Origin of the sequence: Xanthomonas sp. CPBF 426 (assembly GCF_903989465.1) — a bacterium.
Taxonomy (GTDB): domain Bacteria; phylum Pseudomonadota; class Gammaproteobacteria; order Xanthomonadales; family Xanthomonadaceae; genus Xanthomonas; species Xanthomonas euroxanthea.
The window spans coordinates 224,361-248,948 of record NZ_LR861805.1; the positions used below are offsets into that span (position 1 = coordinate 224,361).

19 protein-coding genes are annotated in these 24,588 nt (G+C 67.9%); 12 read left to right on the forward strand and 7 right to left on the reverse strand.

The annotated features are described in order from the left end of the window. Nucleotides 1-179: 179 nt before the first annotated feature. Together H7A87_RS00905 and phhA are read right to left on the reverse strand one after the other, a co-directional pair. On the reverse strand, nt 180-824 hold the full coding sequence (locus H7A87_RS00905) for a DUF4375 domain-containing protein (protein ID WP_104585797.1): 645 nt from the start codon (nt 822-824) through the stop codon (nt 180-182). A gap of 68 nt (nt 825-892) precedes the next feature. Next, on the reverse strand, nt 893-1,783 hold the full coding sequence (phhA, locus tag H7A87_RS00910; protein ID WP_104585795.1) for a phenylalanine 4-monooxygenase: 891 nt from the start codon (nt 1,781-1,783) through the stop codon (nt 893-895). A 127-nt stretch (nt 1,784-1,910) separates the two neighbouring features. Between phhA and H7A87_RS00915 the strand changes: the two genes are divergently transcribed. Next, complete coding sequence (locus H7A87_RS00915) at nt 1,911-2,393, forward strand: Lrp/AsnC family transcriptional regulator (RefSeq protein ID WP_104585793.1); 483 nt, start codon at nt 1,911-1,913, stop codon at nt 2,391-2,393. A 224-nt stretch (nt 2,394-2,617) separates the two neighbouring features. Next, nucleotides 2,618-4,816, forward strand: coding sequence for a TonB-dependent siderophore receptor (locus H7A87_RS00920; RefSeq protein ID WP_104585791.1), 2,199 nt, complete (start codon nt 2,618-2,620; stop codon nt 4,814-4,816). 418 nt (nt 4,817-5,234) lie between these two features. Here the strand turns inward: H7A87_RS00920 and H7A87_RS00925 are convergent, their stop codons facing one another. From H7A87_RS00925 to H7A87_RS00935, 3 genes are all read right to left on the reverse strand, one after another. Beyond that, the gene (locus tag H7A87_RS00925) at nt 5,235-6,272 is read right to left on the reverse strand and encodes a patatin-like phospholipase family protein (RefSeq protein WP_104585789.1); all 1,038 of its coding nucleotides are present in this window, start codon (nt 6,270-6,272) and stop codon (nt 5,235-5,237) included. 412 nt (nt 6,273-6,684) lie between these two features. Beyond that, the gene (locus H7A87_RS00930; RefSeq protein ID WP_119127293.1) at nt 6,685-7,695 is read right to left on the reverse strand and encodes a TIGR00266 family protein; all 1,011 of its coding nucleotides are present in this window, start codon (nt 7,693-7,695) and stop codon (nt 6,685-6,687) included. A 249-nt stretch (nt 7,696-7,944) separates the two neighbouring features. Further along, a complete protein-coding gene (locus H7A87_RS00935; protein ID WP_119127295.1) occupies nt 7,945-8,790 on the reverse strand; it encodes an ATP-binding cassette domain-containing protein in 846 nt (281 codons plus the stop codon). Between the two features lie 153 nt (nt 8,791-8,943). On the opposite strand from H7A87_RS00935, the gene H7A87_RS00940 reads away from it, so the two are divergent. From H7A87_RS00940 to H7A87_RS00955, 4 genes are read left to right on the forward strand one after another with little or no spacing between them, the layout of a single operon-like run. Beyond that, complete coding sequence (locus H7A87_RS00940; RefSeq protein WP_119127959.1) at nt 8,944-10,149, forward strand: fatty acid desaturase; 1,206 nt, start codon at nt 8,944-8,946, stop codon at nt 10,147-10,149. Further along, nucleotides 10,139-10,534, forward strand: a complete 396-nt coding sequence (locus tag H7A87_RS00945; protein WP_180496846.1) for a calcium-dependent protein kinase 21 — start codon at nt 10,139-10,141, stop codon at nt 10,532-10,534. The genes H7A87_RS00940 and H7A87_RS00945 overlap by 11 nt, the downstream gene beginning before the upstream one ends. A 48-nt stretch (nt 10,535-10,582) precedes the next feature. Continuing rightward, the gene (locus tag H7A87_RS00950) at nt 10,583-11,320 is read left to right on the forward strand and encodes an ATP-binding cassette domain-containing protein (RefSeq protein WP_115675611.1); all 738 of its coding nucleotides are present in this window, start codon (nt 10,583-10,585) and stop codon (nt 11,318-11,320) included. Beyond that, the gene (locus H7A87_RS00955; protein ID WP_119127299.1) at nt 11,317-12,789 is read left to right on the forward strand and encodes a glycine betaine ABC transporter substrate-binding protein; all 1,473 of its coding nucleotides are present in this window, start codon (nt 11,317-11,319) and stop codon (nt 12,787-12,789) included. The genes H7A87_RS00950 and H7A87_RS00955 overlap by 4 nt, the downstream gene beginning before the upstream one ends. A 120-nt stretch (nt 12,790-12,909) precedes the next feature. Here the strand turns inward: H7A87_RS00955 and H7A87_RS00960 are convergent, their stop codons facing one another. Continuing rightward, nucleotides 12,910-14,091, reverse strand: a complete 1,182-nt coding sequence (locus H7A87_RS00960) for an aminotransferase class V-fold PLP-dependent enzyme (RefSeq protein WP_119127301.1) — start codon at nt 14,089-14,091, stop codon at nt 12,910-12,912. A 65-nt stretch (nt 14,092-14,156) separates the two neighbouring features. On the opposite strand from H7A87_RS00960, the gene egtB reads away from it, so the two are divergent. Genes egtB through H7A87_RS00975 form a run of 3 tightly spaced genes read left to right on the forward strand, consistent with a single transcriptional unit; the run spans nt 14,157 to nt 16,714 of the window. Further along, nucleotides 14,157-15,446, forward strand: a complete 1,290-nt coding sequence (gene egtB / locus H7A87_RS00965) for an ergothioneine biosynthesis protein EgtB (protein ID WP_180496847.1) — start codon at nt 14,157-14,159, stop codon at nt 15,444-15,446. Next, nucleotides 15,443-16,429: an L-histidine N(alpha)-methyltransferase gene (gene egtD, locus H7A87_RS00970; protein ID WP_119127303.1), complete on the forward strand. Its 987-nt coding sequence runs from the start codon at nt 15,443-15,445 to the stop codon at nt 16,427-16,429. Before egtB ends, egtD begins: the two co-directional genes overlap by 4 nt. A 15-nt stretch (nt 16,430-16,444) precedes the next feature. Further along, a complete protein-coding gene (locus H7A87_RS00975) occupies nt 16,445-16,714 on the forward strand; it encodes a DUF3253 domain-containing protein (protein ID WP_119127305.1) in 270 nt (89 codons plus the stop codon). A gap of 251 nt (nt 16,715-16,965) precedes the next feature. Here the strand turns inward: H7A87_RS00975 and H7A87_RS00980 are convergent, their stop codons facing one another. Beyond that, complete coding sequence (locus H7A87_RS00980; protein ID WP_119127307.1) at nt 16,966-20,673, reverse strand: indolepyruvate ferredoxin oxidoreductase family protein; 3,708 nt, start codon at nt 20,671-20,673, stop codon at nt 16,966-16,968. Nucleotides 20,674-20,867: 194 nt separating this feature from the next. On the opposite strand from H7A87_RS00980, the gene H7A87_RS00985 reads away from it, so the two are divergent. From H7A87_RS00985 to H7A87_RS00995, 3 genes are all read left to right on the forward strand, one after another. Beyond that, a complete protein-coding gene (locus tag H7A87_RS00985) occupies nt 20,868-21,506 on the forward strand; it encodes a tetratricopeptide repeat protein (RefSeq protein WP_119127309.1) in 639 nt (212 codons plus the stop codon). A gap of 886 nt (nt 21,507-22,392) precedes the next feature. Continuing rightward, nucleotides 22,393-23,310, forward strand: coding sequence for an AEC family transporter (locus tag H7A87_RS00990; protein ID WP_119129269.1), 918 nt, complete (start codon nt 22,393-22,395; stop codon nt 23,308-23,310). Nucleotides 23,311-23,376: 66 nt separating this feature from the next. After that, nucleotides 23,377-24,450 (forward strand): hypothetical protein, encoded by a 1,074-nt coding sequence (locus tag H7A87_RS00995; protein WP_119129270.1) that lies wholly within the window; start codon nt 23,377-23,379, stop codon nt 24,448-24,450. The last annotated feature ends 138 nt before the right edge of the window (nt 24,451-24,588 follow it).

Genomic DNA, 24,588 nt, shown 5'->3' on the forward strand with positions numbered 1-24,588 from the left:
CAGATGCGCTGCCCAACCGCTACCTGCACCATGGCGCTGTCGCGCGGTCCCGGCCGCAGCCCTGTTCGCAAGCCGACGACCGTCGGCAGCATGTGCCGACAACGCGTGTAGCGTCGATGCGCGCCATCGCCACCTGCCGCCCGCAGCTGTCCAGCTGTCCAGCGGCCAGCGTGCGCGTGTTACGCCTTGTCGACCCCGTAGTGGGTCAGCCCCAGCCGGGCCAGTTCGCCGCAGCGGCGGTAGTAGACCTCTTCCCAGCCATCCACGCGCTGGCGGTCGGTCTCGCTCATGGCATCGAGGATGTCTTCGATGCTGAGCAGGTTGGGGTCTTCTTCCAGGCGTTCGAATACCGTGCCCAGGCCTTCGATCGCCTGGCGCGCCTGTGCCGCGCCCATCGCGCCCAGCCCCTGCAAGGCATCGCGCCGGGTGGCGGCATCCCAGCGGTCGAAGTAGCGCGCATAGCCGCTCTCGCTCATGTCCGCATCCAGCCGTGCCAAGGCCACCAGCTCGCGCTCGCCCGGCGAGAGGGCATCCATGCGTCCGCGCAGCGCGCTCAGTTTGGTTTGCGCGCGTGCGCTGCGCCGGCGCCACAACAGCTCGGGCATGTTGAGCAACCCGTCTGCCGTGGGGGGCGCCACTGCCGGCCAGTTCACCCCGAAGCCGTCGTCGGTGAGCTGCCACTGCGCGCGCTGCGGCGGCGCTGCCTTGAACAACAACCGGTGCGCCTGGATCGGCTCGTCGATGCGGATGCCGTTGGCCAGGGTGAACAGCAAGCGGGTGTCGTCCAGCTCCAAACGCCGGATGCGAAGCTGCGTCAGGTCCATTGAGCGAGGGCGGTGTGGGAAGGGTCGACCATAGTCCGGCTCGGCGGTGGTGTCGAGTCGGTGCAGCCTCAGACGTCGCCGTCTGTGCTCCAGCCGTCGCCGCTGCCGCGCTGCAGGACCCGATCGGTATCCAGCACCGCGCCGGCCGGCACCTGCGCCTGCTGCGCGAGATCGGCATAGATCGGGGTGAAGTCCGGTGCGGTGGCGTCCATCAATTGCGCAAAGCTGTCGATGACGAAGTAGGTCTTCTGAAAGCTGTCGATGCGGTAGCGCGTGCGCATGATCCGTTGCAGGTCGAAGCCGATCCGGTTGGGCGCCGGCGATTCCAGCGAATGCAGCGATTCGCCCTTGGACGACACGATGCCGGCACCAAAGATGCGCAGCCCCTGCGGCGTGGCGATCAGGCCGAATTCCACCGTGTACCAATACAGGCGGGTGAGGTTCTGCAGTGCGTCCGCACCGATGCCGTGTGCCTTGACTCCGCCACGGCCATAGGCCTGCATGAAGTCGGCAAACAGCGGATTCATCAGCAGCGGCACATGCCCGAACAGGTCATGGAACAGGTCCGGTTCGGCGATATAGTCGATCTGCTCGGGGCGGCGGATCCACCAGGTCACCGGGAAGCGCCGGTTGGCCAGATGCTCGAAGAAATCCAGCTCCGGCAGCAGGCCTTGCACGCCGACCAGGGTCCAGCCGGTGGCCGCCTGCAGCACCGCATTGAGCGCATCGAAACGCGGAATGTGGGTCTCGCCCATGCCCATTGCATCCTGCGCCTGCAGGAATTCGTCGCAGGCGCGGTCCACCAGCAACGCGCGCTGGCGGCGGTACAGGGTGCCCCAGGTGGCGTGGTCGTCGGCGCTGTAGCCCTCCCACGGCTGCTCGATCACGGCGGTGGTGTAGACCGGCACATAGCCCTTGTCGGTGAGCTGGTTTTCGACGCGTTGCGGTGCGGTGTTCATGCGGCGGCGGTTCCCGATGATCAGCGCTCACCTTAGCCCGGCGGCCACGCAACGGGATTGCAAATCTTGCGTGCCCAAGTGTTTCAGGCGCAAGATTCGTGCGTTATCCACTGCTGCTGCGCAACATATGGACCAGCCAATCGCCCTGGACCGCACCGATCTGCGGCTGCTCGCGCTGCTGCAGACGCAGGGCCGCAGCAGCAACGCGGAGCTGGCGGTGCAGGTCAATCTGTCGGCCTCGGCCTGCCTGCGCCGCACCCAGCGGCTGGAGGCGGCCGGCATCATCGCCGGCTACGGCGCGCGCCTGGATGCCAGGGCGCTGGGGCTGGGGCTGCAGGCCTTCGTGCGGGTGCAGCTGGAGCAGCACGGCCAGGCCGATATCGAACATTTCGCCGCGGGCGTGCGCGGCTGGGACGAGGTGGTGGCCTGCTGGGCGCTCACCGGCGACATGGATTACCTGCTGCAGATCCAGGTGCGCGACCTGGAGCATTTCTCGCGCTTCCTGCTCGACCACCTGCTCAATGCGACCGGCGTGTCCGACGTCAATTCCAGCTTCGTGCTGCGCACGGTGAAAGCGCCGGAAGGCTTGCCGCTCTCGCATCTGGGATGATCCGGCCGGTTGCAGGACAGTCACGCACGCACTGTGACTTGCCTCTCAAACGCAAACGATTTACATTTACGTAACATCCGGCGGCGTCCGGCATGTCTTCTCGTCGATCCGCCAGCCCGGCAGGGCCAGCCAGCTCGTCGCCCGAGTGGGACGCGCCGCGCATGCCTGCGCTTTCCTGCCCCGTGACGCCACGCGTCCCGTACCGATCGATGAGAAACCTTCCAATGCCCGCGATTTCCCCCCCTTTGGCCACGTTGTCCGCTGCCTTGCTGTGCGCGTTGGCGCTGACGCCCTGTGCTGCGCGTGCCGCCGATGCCGCCGATGCAAGCAACGCCAAGACGCTGGACCAGGTCAACGTCAACGGCGCGGTGAGCCGCGCACAGCCGGCCACCACCACGCGCCTGCCGCTGACCCTGCAGGAAACCCCGCAATCGGTGAGCGTGATCGGGCTGCAGCGGCTGGAAGAGCAATCGCTGTTCAGCATCGACGATGTGATGCGCAACGTCACCGGCGTCAACGTGTCGTTCTACGACACCCAGCGCCCGCTGTATTACGCACGCGGCTTCCAGATCACCGACTTCCAGGTCGATGGCCTGCCCACCTACAGCGGCGCGACCAACCAGGAATACGACACGGTCTTCTATGACCGCATCGAGGTGATCCGCGGCGCCAATGGCCTGCTCACCGGCGCCGGCATTCCCTCGGCCACGGTCAACCTGCTGCGCAAGCGCCCGGGCAAGGACTTCGATGCCTCGTTCGCGGTGAGCGCGGGCACCTGGGATTTCCGCCGCATGCAGGCCGACGTCAATGCGCCGCTGACCGACGACGGACGCTGGCGCAGCCGCGTGGTGGCGGCCTGGCAGGACCGCGACTATTACTACGACCGTTACCACGACAACAAGATGTCGGGCATGGCGGTGCTGGAAGGCGACCTGACCGACAGCACCACGCTCACCGTCGGCTATCAGCGCCAGGACAACACCCCCGTCGGCTCGACCTGGGGCACGGTGCCGTTCTTCGCTGCCGATGGGTCGCCGGCCAACCTGCCGCGTTCGACCAACATGGCGCCCACGTGGAGCCGCTGGCAGCGCGAAACCAGCACCGCCTTCGCCAACCTCGAGCAGCGCTTCGGCGAGAACTGGTTGCTGCGCGTCAACTACGCGCACACCAAGGGCGATGTGCAGAGCCTGCGCGCCTATGGCACCGGCTATCCGGCCGCCGATGGAAGCGGCATCTTCCTGCGCACTGCCGCCGGCGAAACCAGCGATGCGCGCGACGGCGTGGACGTGTACCTGTCTGGCGGTTTCTCCTTGTTCGGCCGCCAGCACGATGTGGTGGTCGGCGGCAGCTGGCAGGATCTGCAGTCGACCTCCTACGGCGTCGCGCAGACCTATCCCGATGACTGGGCCACCTGCGATGGCGAACGTTGCTATTTCATCCCCAACATCCGCAACTGGGATGGCGATATCTCCGAAGTGACCTATGCGCGCAACGGCCGCCGCAGCGAAGCACGTACCACCCAGCGCGGCGTGTATGCCTCCACACGCTTCCGCCTGGCCGACCCGCTGTCGCTGATCGCCGGCGCCCGTCTGAGCTCCTGGGAAACCCGCACCCAGGCCTTCAGCACCAGCGGCGCTTACACCGGCACCAGCGGCCGCTACGAGGTGAGCGACGAAGTCACCCCGTACGTGGGGCTGGTCTATGACATCGTGCCGGACGTGTCGCTCTACGCCAGCTATACCGAAATCTTCAATCCGCAGAACTTCCGCGACAAGGACAACAACCTGCTCGCCCCGGTGGAAGGCTCCAACCTGGAGGCCGGCATCAAGGCGCAGGTGTTCGACGGCCATGCGATGGCCACCGCCGCCGTGTTCGAGGCCAAGCAGGACAACTTCGCCGTGCGCGACATGACCCAGCCTGAATCCTCGCTGCCGGACGGCAATTCGGCCTACATCGGCATCAACGGCACCAAGAGCCGTGGCTGGGAAATGGATGTCAACGGCGAGATCCTGCCCGGCTGGACCGTCAATGCCGGCTTTACCCATGTCAAGGTGACGCGCCCGCCCACCGATGCGATCTACGCCAACCTGCCCGAGGATTATCTGCAGCTGTCCACGCAGCTGCGCCTGCCCGGTGCCTGGGAGCGCCTGAGCATCGGCGGCGGCGTCAGCTGGCAGAGCGCGGTACGCGGCTTCAACATCGCGCGTCCCACCGGCGACGGCACCGGCGCCACCACGCCGGTGACGGTGGTGCAGAACGCGTATGCACTGGTGCACTTCAATGCCAACTACCGCATCAGCGATCAATGGACCGCCACGTTGGCGGTACGCAATGCCTTCGACAAGCGCTACTGGGCCAACCTGGATTACCAGAACTACGGCGAGCCGCGCTTTGTCAGCGTGTCGTTGCGTTGGCGCTATTGAGCCGTTGCCGTTGCCGATGATGCGGATGCGTTACCGGTAAGGCATCGCGGCCAGGGCCGCTCCTACACGAGCGGCCCTGGCCGAGCCGTTGGCCGCCGCACCCGACGTCACCGTAGGAGCGGCCCCGGCCGCGACCCACCCGGCACGCCGTCAGTCCCCCAAAACGCCGCACCTTCGTAGGAGCGGCCCCGGCCGCGACCCACCGGCATGCCGTCAGTCCCCCAAAACGCCGCACCTTCGTAGGAGCGGCCCCGGCCGCGACCCCGCCCGGCACATCGACACAGCAGCAATACCGCAGTCGCCCCACGCATCGGCGTTAAAAGCGCGCATCGCAAACAGGCACGCCACACCCGCGTCGCTCCGCATGGCCGTGCGCGGTACCCGCATCACCTCCGCATTTCCTCGCACTGCATCGGCCTCACGGCGCGACGCAGGCCTCGTCCTTGCCGCGCAGTTTCTGCCAGCGCGAGCGCTCTGCCAGGCAGCGCCGATACGCGTCCGCCTTGGCGGCGGCAGCCTGCTCGGCGGCAGTACGCGTGGCGCTGCTGCGCTGCGCCTGCAACTGCGCGATCCTGGCGCGGATCTGCGGCATTGCCGCCATCGCGGCCCGTTCGCCTTCCAGGATGGCCGCACCACGCTGGTTGAAATCGGCCGAGCCGATGTCGCTGACCTTGGGGCGGATCACCACGTCGGCACGCTTGAGTTCGGCCTCGCCCAGGCGCTGGCCCATGATCGAGATCGACTGGTTGACGGTGCCGAGCAGGTCGCCGGGATTCTTGCCGCTGGCCTTGCTGGAGATGTCCACCGCCACCACGAATTCGGCGCCGAGCTGGCGCGCGGCATCCACCGGTACCGGGCTGACCACGCCGCCGTCCACATAGTGGTATTGGCCGATGGTCACCGGCTCGAACACGCCGGGAATGCTGCTGGACGCGCGCACCGCCTGGCCGGCATTGCCGCGCACGAACACGGTGCGTTCGCCGTCTTCCAGGCGCGTGGCGACCGCAGCGAACGGCTTGCGCAACTTGTCGATCGGCTTGCCGCCCAGTTGCGCATTGACGTAGTCCTGCAGCTTCTGGCCCTGCACCAGGCCGCCGGAAAAGATCCGCACATCGCGGATGCTGGTCTGGTCGAGGGCAACGGCTTTTTCCTGCATCTGGAACGCATCCATGCCGCTGGCATACAGCGCCCCGACGACGCTGCCGGCGCTGGTGCCCGACACCACCACCGGCGCAAAGCCGTTGGCCTCGAGCATCTTGATCACGCCGATATGCGCAAAGCCCTTGGCAGCGCCGCCGCCGAGCGCAATGCCGATCTTCACCGGCTTGGGCGCGCCGGCAGACGGCGCCTGCACGACCGGCGCCGGTGCCGCCGGACGCGGCTCGCCGCCGCAGGCGCAAAGCAGGCCGAGCAAGGACATCAGGGCGAGAAGGCGGGGGCGGCGGAGCGCGGTCATGGCGGAAATGTCGATGGGAAAGGCGAGGGAGAATACACGCGTGCCATCACTGTGGCGCTGATGGTTGGCGTGCGTGGAGAGTATTCAGAACGGCATCGTTTGCAGGCGTTGCACTCCCTGGTCCCGGCAAGAAGGGCGCGCCGGTTTATTCGTGCGATGACCGCAGCCACCTGCACGCAGCACGGAACCAGAGCCCTCTCCCGGGGGGGCGAGAAGGCACTGCTTGCGCGCCATGGCGCGCGTGCCTTGGAGCGCCCGCGCCGCAAGCGCGTGGCGGGGGGTGAGGGTACGGAACGAGGCCACATGGGAATGCGACCGCAGCAGGCTTCGTCCGTTCCCTCATCCGGCGCTACGCGCCACCTTCTCCCGGCGGGAGAAGGGTGCCAGTACACCCGCCTGCCGCCTCACCCCATCAGAACCGGTTGTCCCCATCCAGCAACCGGCCCAGGCCGCCCAGCACCGAGCCTTCGCCGCGTTGCTGGCCGCCGGCCTGCGGGGCGGCCTGCAGCATGCGCCCGGCCATGCGCGAGAACGGCAGCGATTGCAGCCAGACCTTGCCGGGGCCGGTGAGGGTGGCCAGGAACACGCCTTCGCCGCCAAAGAACATGCTCTTCAGGCCGGCGACGCGGCGCACGTCCATGTCCACGCCGGCGTGATAGGCGACCACGCAGCCGGTATCCACATCGATGCGTTCGCCGGGGCCGAGCTCGCGTTCGACCACGGTGCCGCCGGCATGCACGAAGACCCAGCCATCGCCTTCGAGCTTCTGCATGATGAAGCCCTCGCCGCCGAACAGGCCGGTGAGGATCTTGCGTTGAAACGCGATGCCCAACGACACCCCGCGCGCACCGGCCAGGAAGCTGTCCTTCTGGCAGATCAGTTGCCCGCCATGCTCGGACAGGCGCAGCGCCAGCACCGTGCCCGGATAGGGCGCGGCGAATGCGACCCTGGCCTTGCCGCTGCCGGCATGGGTGAACACCGTGGTGAACATGCTCTCGCCGGTGACCACGCGCTTGCCCGCCGACAGCAGCTTGCCCATCAGCCCGCCGCCGCCGCTCTGGCCGGCATGCGAGCCGTCGCCGAACACGGTGTCCATCTGCACCGCGGCGTCCTTGTACATCAGCGCGCCGGCCTCGGCGATGGCGCTTTCACCCGGATCCAGCTCGACCTCGACGAACTGCATGTCGTTGCCGACGATGCGGTAGTCGATCTCGTCGGCACGCGCGGCCGCGCCGGTCAGCGGGGGCGGCAGGCTGCCGCCGCCCTGCAGCTCGGCCAGCTGGCGGGCCGGCGTCCAGCCATCGAGTCCGTCGCGCCAGGCCAGCGCGTCGGGCTGGCGTTGGGCATGCGCGCGGGCGCTGGCGTCGTCGAGTGGGCCGATGCGATCGGCCTGTCCGGGAACATGGAAATACCACTGGGCCATCGGAACGACTCCTGATCTGTGCGTGCGCCGAGTCTAAGCGCAGCCGCCGCGGCCGCGTCCCGTGTCCAAGGTCATGCCGGGAGGGCGGTCAGGTGTGGTTGCCACCGGGCAGATATCCCACACGTGCCGCTCAGGCCTGCATGCCGCCAGGGCGGCCGTGAGCAGGCAATCGTGTTGACGTGGGCCGGAGCGTGGTTGGCGCCTGCCTCCGACAACGCCGTCATGCTGACCGCCGCATTGGCCTCGCGCTTATTCCCCGACCGTCGCCCAATAGCGTTCGCCATCGCGGTGCACGTGCACCGGGCCGGCGAACACATCCGACAGGCTGGCATCGGTGAGCAGCGCATCGCGCGGACCGTCGGCCACCACGGTGCCGGCCCGCAACAGGATCACCCGCGCGATCTCCGGCACGATTTCCTCGATGTGATGGGTCACCAGGATCAGCGTGATGCCTTGCCGGGCCAGGTGGCGCATGGTGTCGAGCAGGTGCTGGCGCGCCACCAGGTCCAGGCCGGTGGACGGCTCGTCCAGCAGCAGCGCCTGCGGGCGGTTGACCAGTGCGCGCGCGATCAGCACGCGGCGGGTTTCGCCGGCCGACAGTTCGGCGAACTGCCGGTCCAGCAACGGCAGGGCGCGCGCCAGGGCCAATGCCTCACGTGCCCGCGCGCGCATGGCGTCGCTGATCTCGCGATGCGGCGGCACCACATAGCTGGCGAAGAAACCGGACAGCACCGCGCTCTCCACATCCAGCCCCGGCATGTCGGCCAGGTTGACGCTGAGATCGCCGGTGACGATGCCCAGCTGCGAGCGCAGGCGATCCACCTGCCAACGCGTCTGCCCAAGCACCTTCACCGCCGCCTGGCCATCGGCGCGCACCAGCGGATACAGCTCGCGGGTGATCAGCTTGATGAAGGAGGATTTGCCGCAGCCATTGGGGCCGAGGATGGCGGTGTGCTGCCCCAGCGCGATGCGCAGGCTGAGCGCATGCAGCACACGCACCTGGCCGCGCATCACGCTGGCCTGGTCGAGCTCGATCAACGGGGTGGCGTTCGCAACAGCAGCAGGATCGGTGGACATCTGGGCGGTAACCGTCATACGGGTGACATCAGGCGCAGTGGGGAAAGGAGGCGTGTGAACCGCTTTAGGAATGTAGGGCGCACCCTACGCATCCGAAGGGTGAAGTTTGCCGCCATCGCCCCCATCATGTCTGCATCGACCCAACCCGATGGCGCCGCTGTGGAGATGCCGATGTTGTCCGACCCGATCATCGACGTTCTGACCTCCGGCGTGGCCGGGCTGGGCATGTGGGGCATGCTGGCGGTGCTGCTGGTGTTCACCCAGCTCACCATCTTCGCGGTGACCCTGTACCTGCATCGCAGCCAGGCCCATCGCGGTGTGGATTTCCATCCGGTGGTGGCGCACTTCTTCCGCTTCTGGACCTGGCTGACCACCTCGATGATCACCCGCGAATGGGTGGCGATCCATCGCAAGCATCACGCCAAGGTCGAGACCGAGGAAGACCCGCACAGCCCGCAGACCAAGGGCATTGGCCAGGTGTTCTGGCGTGGCGTGGAGCTGTACCGCGAAGCGCGCGCGCAGCGTGCCGACATCGAGCAGTACGGCAAGGGCGCGCCCACCGACTGGATCGAGCGGCATCTGTACACCCCGCATGCCAATGCCGGCCCGATCGCGCTGCTGGTGATCAACGCGGTCCTGTTCGGTTTGCCCGGCATCGCGCTGTGGGCGATCCAGATGGCGTGGATTCCGTTCTGGGCCGCCGGCGTGGTCAACGGCCTGGGCCACTGGTGGGGCTATCGCAATTTCGAATCGGCCGACACCTCCACCAACCTCACGCCGTGGGCGCTGTGGATCGGTGGCGAAGAGCTGCACAACAACCATCATGCGTTCCCGAGTTCGGCGCGGTTCTCGATGCGGCGCTGGGAGCTGGATATCGGCTGGGTCGCCATTCGCGGGCTGCAGGCGATCGGCCTGGCCAAGGTGCTGCGCGTGGCGCCGTCGCTGGACATCCGCCCCAACATCGCCGTGCCCGATGCCGACACGCTCAAGGCCTTGCTCTCGCATCGCTTCCAGGCCATGACCGACTACCAGCGCAATGTATTCACCCCGGCGCTGCGCGAAGAGGCCGCGGCCACCGGCGCCAAGCTGCGGCAATTGCTGCCGCGGCGCCTGCGCAAGGGCCTGGTCGATGACGGGCGTTGGCTCAAGCCCGATGCGCGTGCGCAATTGCAGCACTGGGTGGCCGAGCGCCCGCGCATGCGCACGCTGGTGGAGTACCGCGCGCGCCTGACCGCCGTGCTGGAGGCGCGCAGCCACGATGCGTCCGAACGCCTCAAGCATCTGCAGCAGTGGTGCCACGAGGCCGAAGCCAGCGGCAATGCCGCCTTGCAGGCCTATGCGGCGCGGCTGAAGGGTTATGCGCTGAGTGGGTCGTGAGCATGGCGGCACGCGGGCTGATGTGCGTGCGCGCGGAGCGCGTGGTCTGGTCATGCGTAGCCTGCTGATGGCCTGTGGTGTGTGCGGGCCGGCCGTGTTCGTGCAGGCCCAGGTGCAGGACAGCCAGCAGTATCTGCAGCGCATGGATACCGATGGCGATGGCCGCGTCGGCCGCGATGAATACCTGGCGTGGATGAGCTACGCCTTTGATCAGCGCGACCTGGACCACGACGGCGTGTTACAGGGCGATGAACTGCCTGGCCGACGCGGCAAGCCGATCACCCGCGCCGCGCATCGCGCCACGCTGATCGAGCGTTTTGCGCGGCAGGACGCCAACGGCGACGGCTACCTGAGCGCACGCGAATTGCTGGCGCCGCCGCGCTGATGCGCACCTTCGCGCGCGTCTGACGCGGCGTTCGGCAAGCTCGAGCGCATGTTCACTCTCGACCAGGTCAGCCGTCGCTACGGCCAGGCCGTTGCCCTCGACACCGTCTCCCTGCAGTTCGCCAGCGGCATCACCACCGCCTTGATCGGCCCCAGCGGCGCCGGCAAGTCCACGGTGCTGCGGATGCTGGTCGGGCTGGAATGGCCGGACAGCGGCACGGTCGCCTTCGATGGTGCGCCGCTGCAACGCGCCAGCCTGCAGGCGCAGCGCCAGCGCATCGGTTATGTGATCCAGGAAGGCGGGCTGTTTCCGCATCTGGATGCACGCAGCAATGTGGTGTTGCTGGCGCAGACGCTGGGCTGGACCCGGCAGCGCATCGACCAACGCCTGCACACCTTGTGCGCGCTATGCCAGTTGCCGCCGGAGCTGCTGGCGCGTTATCCGGCCGAGCTCTCCGGTGGTCAACGCCAGCGGGTGGGATTGATCCGTGCGCTGATGCTGGATCCACCGGCCTTGCTGCTGGACGAGCCGCTGGGCGCGCTCGACCCGATCGTGCGTTACGACCTGCAGGCGCAGATGCGCGCGCTGTTCGCCCAGCTCGGCAAGACCGTGGTGCTGGTGACCCACGATGTTGCCGAAGCGGCCTACCTGGCCGACACCCTGGTACTGATGCGCGCCGGCCAGGTGGTGCAGCAGGGCAGTGCGCGCAGCCTGCTGGAACAGCCGGCCGATCCGTTCGTGCAGCGCTTTCTCACTGCGCAGCGCAGCATCGGCGACGCCGCATGAGCGCGCGCGTGCTGCTCGCCATTGCATTGCTGGTCGGAAGCGTCGGTGCGCAGGCCGCGCAGGTGACGATCGGCTCGAAGAACTTCACCGAGGCCGTGCTGCTGGGCGAGATCGCCACCGCCGCCGGGCAGCGCGATGGGGTGGACGTGCAACACCGCGCGCAACTCGGTGGCACGCGCATCCTGTGGCGCGCGCTGGAGACCGGGCAGATCGATGCCTACGCCGAATACACCGGCACGCTGGCGCAGGAACTGCTGCAGCTGCCCAAGGCCAGCCAGGCCGAACTGCGCGCCGCACTGGACGCGCGCGGGCTGGCGATGACCGATTCGCTCGGCTTCCAGAACACCTATGCCTTCGGCATGCGCGTTGAACGTGCGCAGGCGCTCGGCATCGCCTCGATGTCGGATCTGGCGCGGCATCCATCGCTCACGATCGGCCTGAGCAACGAATTCATGCAGCGCGCCGACGGCTGGCCGGGCGTACGCGCCGCCTATGCACTGCCGCAGACGGCGACCGGGCTGGATCACGATCTGGCCTATCGCGCGCTGCAGAGCGGGGCGATCGAGGTCACCGATCTGTACAGCACCGATGCGGAAATTCCGTATTACCGGTTGCAGGTGCTGCGCGACGACCGCCACTATTTTCCCGATTACCAGGCGGTGTTCCTGTATCGCAAGGACCTGGCGCAGCGCTCACCGGCGATGCTCACGGCATTGCAGGGGCTGCAGGGGCGCATCGACGAGGCGACCATGCAGCGGCTCAACGCACAGGTGAAGCTGGAGCGTCAGTCCGAGGCGGCCGTGGCGGCGCAATGGCTGGGCGTGGCGCCCGCATCCGCAGCCGATTCGCGCATCACCCGCCTGCTGCGGCATACGCGCGAGCATCTGGCCCTGGTCGGCATCTCGTTGGGGTTTGCCTTGCTGATCGCGTTGCCGCTGGGCGTGCTGGCGGCGCGGCGGCCACGGCTCGGGCAGGTGGTGCTCTCCCTGACTGGCGTGCTGCAGACGCTGCCGTCGCTGGCGGTGTTCGTCTTCATGATTCCGCTGTTCGGCATCGGCGCCAAACCGGCGATTGCCGCATTGTTTCTCTACAGCCTGCTGCCGATCGTGCGCAACACGCATGCCGGGCTGACCGCCATCCCGCGTGAGCTGCGCCAGACCGCCCAGGCGATCGGGCTGCCGGCGTGGACGCGCCTGTGGCGGGTGGAGCTGCCGCTGGCGCGTCGCACCATCGTGGCCGGCATCCAGACCGCGGCGGTGATCAACGTGGGCACCGCCACGCTGGGCGCCTTGATCGGCGCAGGCGGCTACGGCCAACCGATCCTCACCGGCATCCGCCTGGACGACATCGGCCTGATCCTGGAAGGCGCGATTCCCGCAGCGGTACTCGCGCTGGTCGTGCAGGCGGTGTTCGAAGGCCTGGAGCGCTGGGTCACGCCGCGTGGCTTGCTCCTCAGCCAACGCGCCTGACCACGTAGGAGCGGACCCGGCCGCGACGGGGCCTTATCGAGCGTTGTCAGGCGTTACCGGGATGATGCCATCTTTCGGTTACGCCCCGTCGCGGCCGGGTCCGCTCCTACGGGCGCTGCGTCATGGCTCTGGCAGCGCTGCGATCAGGGCTGAGAGCGCATCACCGGTGACACTCAGGTGCGGTGCGATACGTAGACGTCCATGCCGCCGCGTGCAGATCGCCCCGCGTTCGCCAAATATTGTTGCCACGGCCTCCAGCCGGTGTGTCGGCGGCTGCAGGGCGGTCAGATGCGGCGCGTGCGCGGGCGTGCACCAGCTGCCCAGCCCGCGTGCCTGCAGGGCCGCATCCCACTGCGCGGTGAGCGCGCCCAGCGCCTGCCCGATGTGCGCCGGGCGCCAGGCAGCGACCTGCTGCAATGCCGCCGTCGCCATCGCAATCCGCAACGGATCGGCAACCCCGCCGGCATCGAACCGGCGCGCGCCGCCGCGATAGGACGGCGCCTGGGCGACCGGGAATTCCCAGCTGCTGCCGGCATCGCGGCCGATCCAGTGCTCCTCGATCGGCACGCCCCGCGCACGCCATGGCGGGGCCACCCACAGCCAGGCCAGTCCCATCGGCCCGAGCAGCCACTTGTGGCCGACGCTGACCACAAAATCCGGCCGCCAGCGCGGCAGCTCGGTGGGCAGCACGCCCAGGCTCTGGCTCAGGTCCAGCACCAGCGCCGCGCCGCGTGCGTGTACCGCGGCGCTGATGCGGTCCAGATCGAGCTGTCGTCCATCCAGCCAGTACGCATGCGGCAACGTCACGATGCGCAGCGCCGCGGTGTCGGCAATGGCCTGCAGCACCGCCTCGGTCAGGCCATCGCCACCGGCCGTGGACACCGCCACGATATGTGCACCGACCTCGGCACAGCGGCGTTGCCAGATCAGCAGGTTGGAAGGGAACTGGCCGTCCAGCAGCAACACCGCCTCGCCGCGTTGCAACGGCAGATTGCGCGCGGCGGTCGCCAGGCCGTGTGCGGCCGAGGGCAGCATCGCCACGCCGTCGGCATCGGCGTCGAACAGGCCGGCAGCGAGCGCACGCAAACGCTCGATGTCCTGCAGCCAGGCATCGAACGGCAGCCGCCACGGCGTGGCCAGTGCATCCACCGCCTGATGCGCAACGGTGTGCACCGCGCGCAGCAGCGGGCCGCGCGAGGCGGCGTCCAGATAGATGATGTCGCCAGGCAACGCAAATGCCTGCTGGCGATGTTCCCATGTGACGGGCGTGGGGAGCAGGCTGGACAAAGAAATTGAGGACATGGCAACAGCTTACCGCTGGCTGCCACGCTGCCGACACGGCGCGTTCACGTGCGGTCCTCAAGCATATGGCGATGTCTGCACTCTCACCTCTGCTGGGCCACCACCAGCAACGGCAGTTGACGCTGCTGGAACTCTACGCGCAGACCCGCGCGCTGAGCGATCGCCTCGCCGCACCCTTGAGCGCTGAAGACGCAATGGTGCAGAGCATGCCCGACGCCAGCCCCAGCAAGTGGCATCTGGCGCATACCACCTGGTTTTTCGAACGCTTCGTGCTGCAGGCCGATCCGGCCTACCGCGTGTTCGACCCGGCCTGGGATTTCCTGTTCAACAGCTACTACCAGAGCGTGGGCCCGATGCATGCGCGCGCGCGCCGCGGGGTGTTGTCGCGGCCGTCGTTGCAGCAGGTGCGCGACTACCGGGCCGCAGTCGATACGCAGATGCAGCAGCGCCTGGGTGATGGGACGTTGGATGCGCAGGCCTGCACCATCGTGCAACTCGGCATCCAGCACGAGCAGCAGCACCAGGAATTGCTGTTGACCGATATCAAGCATGCGCTGTGGAGCAACCCGCTGCAGCCGGCGTATCGCGATGCGCCGGCCCCGCCTGCTGCCGTCGCCAGCACGCTGCGCTGGCAGGCGCGCGACGAACAGATCGTGGAGATCGGTGCGGCCGCATGGCCGCAGGCCGATGCCTTCGCCTACGACAACGAGTCGCCGCGTCACCGCGTGTTGGTCGGCGCGCATGCGTTGGCGCATCGGGTGGTCAGCAACGCCGAGTTCCAGGCGTTCATCGACGCCGGTGGCTACCGCAGTGCCGGTGCCTGGCTCAGCGATGGCTGGGCGATGGTGCAGGCGCAGGGCTGGCAACATCCGCTGTATTGGGATGCGGACGGGCGCGAGTTCACCCTGGATGGCTGGCGCCCGCGCGATGCGCACGCGCCGGTATGCCACCTGAGCCTGTTCGAGGCTGACGCCTTCGCGCGCTGGGCCGGCGCGCGCCTGCCCACCGAGGCCGAGTGGGAACAGGCCGCCACCGGTGTGGCGGTGCAGGGCAACTTCGTCGATACCGATGCCCTGCATCCGCGCGGCGCCGACACGGTGGATACCGGCCTGCAGCAGTTGTTCGGCGATGTCTGGGAATGGACCGGCAGCGCCTACCTGCCGTATCCCGGCTTTGCGCCGTGGCCCGGGTCGCTGGGCGAATACAACGGCAAGTTCATGAATGCGCAATGGGTGCTGCGCGGTGGCAGCTGTGCCACCCCGGCCAGCCATGTCCGCGCCAGTTACCGCAACTTCTTTCCCTCCGATGCGCGTTGGCAGTTTGCCGGCGTGCGCCTTGCCAAGGATCTGCCTTGAACGCCGCCGCCCACGCCATGCAACGCGCGCACGCCGCGCTGACCGACCTGCGCCCGCAACCGGACGACATCACCGCCGACGCGCTGGCCGGCCTGTCGCAAACGCCCAAGACGCTGCCGTCGAAGTATTTCTACGATGCACGCGGCTCGCAGTTGTTCGAGGCGATCACCCGGCAGCCGGAGTATTACCTCACCGGCACCGAATTGGCGTTGCTGGAGGCCAGCATGGCCTCGATCGCCCAGGCCATCGGCGCCGGCGTGCACGTGGTCGAATACGGCAGCGGCAGCGGGCGCAAGACCGAGTTGCTGCTGCAGGGGCTGCGCGATGTAGTGGCCTACACGCCGCTGGAAATCTCGCGCACCGCCTTGCTCGACAGCACCGCGCGGCTGGCGCAGCAGTTTCCGCAGATCCAGATGCTGCCGGTGTGCACCGACTTCACCAAGCCGCTGCAGCTGCCGCAGGCGCAGCGCCCGGCGCGCCGGCATCTGGTGTTCTTCCCCGGTTCCACGCTGGGCAATTTCACCGACGCTGCCGCCATCGAGTTGCTGGATGCGATGCGCCAGACCATGGGCAGCGACGGCTGCGCGCTGATCGGCATCGACCTGGACAAGGATGCCGGACTGATCGAGGCCGCCTACAACGATGCGGCCGGCGTCACTGCCGAGTTCACCCTGAATCTGCTGGCGCGGCTCAACCGCGAGATCGGCAGCGACTTCGATCTGGACGGCTTCCGCCACCACGCGGTGTATGCGCGCGAACGCGGCCGCATCGAGACCTTCCTGATCAGCCAGCGCGCCCAGCGCGTGCAGGTGGGCGGCAAGGCATTCGAATTTGCCGAAGGCGAGGCGATGCAGGTCGAATACAGCTACAAGTACACCGACGCGCGCTTTGCCGAACTCGCCGCTGCCGCCGGGCTGAAGGTCACCCACGGCTGGAACGATGCCAAGGACTGGTTCGGCCTGCGCGTGTTGCGCCCGCTCTGATCCCGCGCGCCTGGCGTGCAAGGAATTGATGACGGGCAGATCGCCGCAACCATGCGTGCGCTGCTGGCGCGCCGGCTGCCGCAGCAGTCGATCTGCCCGTCTGAAGTCGCCCGCGCGCTCAGCGAGGACGAGAACCGCTGGCGTGCGCTGATGCCGCAGGTACGTGCCGTTGCTGCCGATCTGGCCCGCGAGGACGTGGTACGGGTCACCCAGCGCGGCGACGTGGTCGACCTGGGCACGGTGCGTGGCGCGGTCCGTCTGATGCGTGGCCGGCATTTCGAATGACGGGCGCTGCCCTGCGTGTGCATGACCGCTGGCGCTCGGCAGGACGATGATGCCGAGCGGTGCACCGACAGCGCATCGACCCGGTAGGTGCTGACCGCTGCCGTGCATAAACGCGATGCTGTGAAGCAGCGGCGCCGGCGCGATCTCCCAGCCCCACCACAGGAGCCTGTCGCTACTGCACTGCCGGCAAGCGTCAGCCGATCCGCGCGCAAGGTTCCAGCGCTGCAACGCGGACCTGGCCGCCCTGTCGTCTAGGCCGCCTGCACCACATGCAAGGCCTTGGGATTGCGCCACTGCGCCAGCAGCGCCGCTTGGCGTGCCTTGGCGTCTTCCAGGTGCGCGTGCTTGATATGCCCATAGCCTCGGATGTGTTCCGGAATGCTGGCGATCTGCGCGGCCAGGCCGACGTTGTCGGCATCCAGCCGTTCCAGCAGCGTGTCCACTGTCGCCACGTAATCGGCAATCAGCTGACGCTCGCCACGCCGTTCGGCGCTGTAGCCGAACACATCGAGCTTGCCGCCGCGCAGGAATCTCAGCCGCGCCAACAGCTTGAACGCAGTGAACATCCACGGCCCGTATTCGCGCTTGATCGCATGGCCGTGCGCATCCTTCCTGGCCAACAGCGGCGGTGCCAGGTGGAAGCGCAGCGTGTAGTCGCCTTCGAACTGCTGCTGCAGCCGGCGCTGGAAGTCGCCACGCGTGTACAGGCGCGCCACTTCGTATTCGTCCTTGTAGGCCATCAGCTTGAAGGCATAGCGCGCTACAGCTTCGGTCAAGGCCGTGCTGCCGGGCGCGCGTTGGGCCTCTTGCGCACGCACGCGCTCCACCAGCGCGAGATAGCGCTGCGCGTAGGCAGCGTCTTGATAGTCGGTCAGGAACGCGATGCGCCGCGTAATCGCCTCGTCCAAGGACTGCGCCAGCTGCTCATCGTCGAGCGGATGCACCGGCGCATCGACCTCGCCATGCAGCGTGCTGCCATCGGTCCGCGCCAATGCACGCGGCGCGCTCTGTCCGCCGAGATCGTGGTCTTCCCAGCTGCCGGGCGCACGCGCGGCCGGCGTGTCGCCGTGCAGGTGCACAGACGTTTCAGCCGTGGTCAGGCCGGCAGCGCGTTGCACCGCCGGCAGATCCACCGCCGCCAGTCGCCCCCACGCAAACGCCTGCTGGTTCATCGCCACCGCCGCGCCATTGAGCGCGATCGCGCGCATCAAGGCCGCATGCGACAGCGGCACCAGCCCGTGCTGCCAGGCATAGCCGAGCACGAACAGGTTGCTGGCGATCGCATCGCCCAGCAGCGCAGTCGCCAGTTGCGTGGCGTCCAGCAACAGCGGTTCCTGGCCGCCCAGGGCGGTGCGCACGCCGGCGATGATCTCGGCGGCGGGGAACTGCAGATCCGGCTGGGTGGTGAAGTTGCCCGGCATCGCTTCGTAGGTGTTGAGCACCACCTGTGTGCGGCCGTCGCGCACCTTGGACAGGGCCCAGTAATCGTTGACCACCACCATGTCGCAGCCCAGCACCAGGTCCGCTTCGCCGGCGGCGATGCGCACCGCGTGGATATCGGCCGGCCGGCGCGCGATGCGGATATGCGTGGTCACCGCGCCGCCCTTCTGCGCCAGCCCGGTCTGGTCCAGCACCGTGGCACCCTTGCCTTCCAGATGCCCGGCCATGCCGAGCAGCGCACCGATGGTCACCACGCCGGTGCCGCCGACGCCGGTGATCAGGATGTTCCAGGGCTGTTCCAGCGTGGTGCGTTGCGGCGGCGCGGGCAGGTTGTCCAGCAATGCGCTGGCATCGCGCTGCTTGCCCTTGCGCGGCGTGCCGCCATGCACGGTGACAAAGCTCGGGCAAAAGCCCGACACGCAGGAATAATCCTTGTTGCAGTTGGATTGGTCGATCTGCCGCTTGCGGCCGAATTCGGTGTCCTTGGGCAAGACCGACACGCAGAAACTCTTTTCGCCGCAATCGCCGCAGCCCTCGCACACCAGCGAATTGATCATCACGCGCTTGGGCGGGTCGATCAGCTTGCCCCGCTTGCGGCGGCGGCGTTTTTCGGTGGCGCAGGTCTGGTCGTAGATCAGGATCGACACGCCCTTGATCGTGCGCAGATGCTGCTGCACCGCATCCAGCTCGCTGCGGTCGTGAAACGCCACGTCGCTGGGGAAGCGCTCGCGCCGGCGCGTCCATTTGCCGATGTCGTCGCTGACCACGATGATCGCGTGGATGCCTTCGGCGCGCAGCTGGTGCGCGATGTCCGGCACGGTGAGCGTGCCGTCCACCGGCTGGCCGCCGGTCATCGCCACCGCATCGTTGTAGAGGATCTTGTAGGTGATGTTGACGCCGGTGGCCACCGACTGCCGGATCGCCAGCGAGCCGCTGTGGAAATAGGTGCCGTCGCCCAGGTTCTGGAACACGTGCGGCGTCTCGGTGAACGGTGCCTGCCCCGACCAGGTGACGCCTTCGCCGCCCATATGGGTGAAGGTGTCGGTGGAGCGGTTCATCCAGGTCACCATGTAATGGCAACCGATCCCGCCCAGCGCACGCGCGCCTTCCGGCACCGCGGTGGAGGTGTTGTGCGGGCAACCGGAGCAGTAATGCGGCACGCGCGGGAACAGCGCACGCGGCAAGGCCATTTCGGCTTCCTTGGTCTCCATCCAGCGCAGCCGTTGTTCGATCGACTCGGTCATCGCGCTGGACGGCAGCGCAAAGCGCTGGATGCGCTTGCCGATCACTGCCGCGATCGTGGCCGGGGTCAGCTCGCCAGTGGAGGGCAGGATCCATTCGCCCTGCTCGTCGTACTTGCCGACGATGCTCGGCCGCGCACCGGCGCTGGCCGGCCAGTTGTAGAACAGCTCCTTCATCTGGCGCTCGATGAAGGCCTTCTTCTCCTCCACCACCACGATGTCGTCGAGCCCGCGCGCAAACGCGCTGATGCCCACCGGCTCCAGCGGCCAGGTCATGCCGACCTTGTACACCCGGATGCCGATCTGCGCGCAGGCCTGCGCATCCAGGCCCAGGTATTCCAGCGCCTGCAGCACGTCCAGATAGCTCTTGCCGGTGGTGACGATGCCCAGCCGCGCATGCGGCGAATCCAGCACCACTTTGTCGATCCGGTTGGCGCGTGCGAAGGCCTGTGCGGCGGCGATCGCATAGCGATGCAGGCGCATTTCCTGGTCCACCGGCGGGTCCGGCCAGCGAATGCTCAAGCCACCCGGCGGCAGCGCGAAGTCCTCCGGCAGCACGATGCTGCGTGCGAACGGATCCACGTCCACCGAGGCGGAAGATTCCACCGTCTCGGCGATGGTCTTGAAGCCGACCCAGCGCCCGGTATAGCGGCTCATCGCCCAGCCGAGCAGGCCCATGTCCAGGATGTCCTGCACCCCGGCCGGGTTGAGGATCGGCATCATCGCGCTGACGAATTCCTCTTCCGAGCCGTGCGGCAGGGTCGAGCTGCGGCAGGCATGGTCGTCGGCGGCCAGTGCCAGCACGCCGCCATGCGGCGAGGTACCGGCGGCGTTGCCGTGCTTGAACACATCGCCGCTGCGATCCACGCCCGGGCCCTTGCCGTACCACATGCCGTAGACGCCCTGCACCTTGGCGCCGGGGAACAGGTTGGTCTGCTGGGTGCCCCAGACCATGGTGGCGGCCAGGTCTTCGTTGAGGCCAGGGGTGAAGGTCACCCTGGCCGCGTCCAGATGCTTGCGCGCACGCCACAGTTCCAGATCGAAGCCGCCCAGCGGGCTGCCGCGATAGCCGCTGACAAAGCCGGCAGTGGCAAGGCCGGCGGCATCATCGCGCAGGCGTTGCATCAACGGCAGCCGTACCAGTGCCTGCACGCCGGACAAGTAGATGCGCCCGTCGGCGCGCGTGTACTTGTGCTCCAGCGTGTAATCCGCATCGACCTGGCCGAGCTCCGGCGTGTTGGCAGCGTCGGGAGAAGAGAGTGCAGCGGTACTGGTCATGGCGTGCCCGGAAAGGGTGGCTGGGACCCGGCGCGTGTCATCTGAAACCGGATGACACGCCCGACGGATTCCAAAACGGCGGCCCAAAGTGTAGCAGTCGCCCTTCACGCGCCCGTTGCATGCGGATGCGCAGCCGCCGCGCTGCGGTTACGATGGGAACGGGAAGGGTCGTTTGCTGTCAGGGGATAAAGCCAGTGAAAAGGAAATACGCATGGGCCGCGATGTTGGCCTTGCTCGGGGGCGTGTGGTCGATGGCGCAGGCGCAGAACCTGCCCAAGCCCAAGGAGTTCTATTTCGACGAAGATCGCGGCACCACCAAGGCGGTGGTGGCCGTGCAGGGGCAGGGCGATGCAGTGATCGACCGTTTGGCGGCGATGGTGCAGCGTGACGCCCGCGCTGCCGAACCGCGCGCGCAGCTGGCGTCGCTGGCCTATGCGGGGGGACGCACGCAGTTGGGCGACGAGCTCTATCAGGGCGCCCTGGGGCTGGTCTCCAGTGGCAGCCAGCAGTACCGCGCCATCACCTGGAACTACGGCTGGGATCTGTTGCGCGCCGACCGGGCCGACAAGGCCCTGCAGCAGTGGGCCACCCTGGCCAACGGCCGCCCGGCCGCGCCGGCCTGGTTGCCGACCACCGCGGCGCTGGCGCTATGGCGCACCGGGCGCAAGCAGGAAGCGGTCGAGTGGTATGCCGCCGCCGTGCGCACCTGGCCGGATCGCTGGAGCAGCACCGCCGGCTACGCCACCCTGCTGCCGGACTGGCGCGAGGCCGAACGCGCCACGCTGGCCGAGGTCTTTGCCGCATGGCAGGCGAACCCGCCGGCATTTCCGTAACTCGGCGGGGTGCTGCGGAAAGCCCTTGCAGCGCGCCGCGGTGCATCAGCGCTTACGTGGCTTTGCGGCCGTCAATAGCAGGCCAACGCGACTTGCGACTGGCCTGTGCGGGTAGGTCAGCTGTAGAGCGGATGGGCTGCGACTTGGCTGCAGGGCCCTTGCCCGCCCACCATCGCAGGACACGCCGCAAGTACGTCCATGTAGGCTCTTACGCGGCATCCATGCCGCGTAAGGTCCCGCGACGGTGAGCGGGCAAGGACCAGTCGAGAGGGTCGGTCTTTTGAGGCAGTCGTCCGTGCGATGGCTCAATCGTAGAGCGGTTGATCTGCGGCTTTGCTGCAGGGCCCTTGCCCGCCCACCATCGCGGGACACGCCGCAAGTACGTCCATGTAGGCTCTTACGCGGCATCCATGCCGCGTAAGGTCCCGCGACGGTGGGCGGGCAAGGACCAGTCGAGATGGTCGGTGCACACGGTTACGAGCAGGAGCGGTGTCCTGCTCGGGCAAGGACGTGTCCGCTCGTTCCGCAAGAAAGCCAGAGCAGCGGACCAGCTTTTCAAACAACCGACCAACTGTCTGTTGCGGTGCCCTCGCCGGTTGCGGGACCGTGTGGCGGCAAGGATGCCGTCACCGAGCCTCCCCGGATGGCTCTACGGCGTGTCCCGCGAGCGGTGAGGCAGCGCGCCTCTCGAACGCCCAGCGTTTGGCGGAACCGGGTAACCGCAAGACTCGGCATATCCGTCACCAGGAGTTGATCGAGCGATCTGCGCGACGCGTCGGCGTGCTTGCCGATTTGGCTGGTCGCCAATCCAGCCCGGCATCGATCCAGGCGCAACACGTCCACTATGCGATCCTGAGCGTCGCTTTCCCACGGACCTGACCACGCCATGGCGGTGGATGCATTTGCGTTGATTCTGGCGATGCTGGGGCTCGGCCTGCTGTTCGCGCGCCTGCGGGTGTTGCCGGACAACAGCGCCGATGTGCTCAATCGCATCGTGTTGTACATCTGCCTGCCGGCTTCGGTGCTGACCTATGTGCCGCGTCTGCATCTGGATGCCTCGCTCGGTGGCGTGATCGCCACGCCGTGGCTGCTGACCGCACTCATCGTGCCGCTGCTGTGGGGCTGCAGCCGGCTGTTGCGGTTCAAGCGCGAGGAATACGCCGCGCTGCTGATGTGCGTGGTGTTCACCAATTCCAGCTTCATCGGCTTTCCGATGGTGCGCGCCTTGATCGGCGATCACGCCCTGCCGTATGCGGTGGTCTACGACCAGTTCGGCACCTTCGTGCTGCTGTCCACGTTCGGGCTGTACGTGCTGGCCCGCTACAGCGGCGACACGCCGCCGACTGCGAAGCTGATCCTGGTGCGCGTGCTGCGGTTTCCGCCGCTGTGGGCGTTGCTGTTCGCGCTGACGGTGATGCCGGAACAGCCGCCGGCCTGGATCGGCTCGGGCTTGAAGAGCCTGGCCGACGCGATGCTGCCGCTGGTGATGCTGGCGGTGGGCTTCTCGCTGCAGTTGCGCCTGCCTGCGGACGAGCTCAAGCCGCTGGCCGTCGGCCTGGTCTTCAAGCTGGCCGTGATGCCGGTGCTGGCATTGCCGCTGTCCTGGGCGCTCGGCCTGCATGGCGCGATGCTGCAGACCAACGTGCTCGAATCGGCCATGCCCACCATGATCACCGCCGCCGCGCTGGCCATCTCGCACCGGCTGGCGCCGCGCCTGGCCGCGGCGATGGTCGGCTACAGCATCCTGCTGTCGCTGCTGACCCTGCCGGCATGGGCCTGGCTGTTGGCGCGCCTGGCCGCTTGATGCGGCTCACCCCGTGTGAAATGCTGGCGCGCACCATTGCGCGCGCCACACGGACAGGAGCAACACATGCACGGATATCGCTTGATCACCACGGCGCTGCTATGGCTTGGCGGCGTCTTCGCGGCGCAGTCCGCTCTGGCGGCATCGCCCGCCACCCCACCGGTTCCGGCGGATGATCCGCTGATGACTCACTGGGTGAGCCAGGTCGGCCAGACCATGCAGGCACGCCTGCGCAGCATGGCGGCCAGCGGCGAGCCCAGGCAGCTGTATCTGGCCGGTCTGCTGTGGATCGATGCCGAGGACGAGGCAGTGTCGGCCGCAGACGGAGGCTATGCACCCATCCAGCGCGCCTGGCTGCAGCGTGCCCTGGACGCGCGGCCGCGCGACCGGTTGGTGGCGCGGATGGAAGCGGTCGGTTGTGCCCCCGGATTGCGCTGCGACCCAGGCGCCGCGCGGGCGTTCCTGGAGCAGACCGATGCCGGCAATGCCGCCGTGCATCTGCGCGCCTATGCGGCTGCACAGCGCCGCGGCGACCAGGCGGCCGCCGAACGCGCCTGGCAGGCGGCCGTGCAGTCCGATCATTTCGACAGCGGTGTGCTGGAGCTGGGCCAGGCCCTTTATGCCGTCTACGACGGCGTGCAATGGCCATCGCTGGCCTCGGTCAGCTTGCGCGAGCGACTCGACGCCCAGGGGTTTCCGTCCACGGGCGCCGGCATGGCGGCGATGTTCGTGATGGGTACCTGGTCTGCACATGCACTCCCCGCGCTCGGCGATCTGATGCGGCGCTGCAACCCCGGTGCCACCACGCCCGCGTTACGCGACGAGTGCATGGTCGTGCTGAACAACGTGGCCAACGACGAGTCCACCCTGACCACGGCCGTGATCGGCACCAAGGGCATGGCCGCACTGAGCAGCGGCGCCGACGCCACCCGCTGGCAGGCGCGGACGCGGGAGCTGCAGTGGCTGCAGCAGCAACTGCAGCGCAGCGCACCCTCGGTCGATGCGCAGGTCGCCGCACTGGATGCGATCCTGACGCAGGGCGAAGTGCCGGCGTTGCGCGCGCGCCTGCAGCGTCAAGGCCTTGCCGCGCAACCGCCGGCGGACTGGCCGCCGGGCGCCGCGAGCAGCCAGATCCGCTGATCCGCTGATCCGCGTGGTCGTTGCATGCGGCAGCGGCCATGTGCCGGGGCCGATGTTGCAGCGCGATGGCGCCTGCCGAGGGACGTTTAACGCCTTTCGACTACTTCCTCACTTCGTCGCGGTGTACGCTGCCGGCTT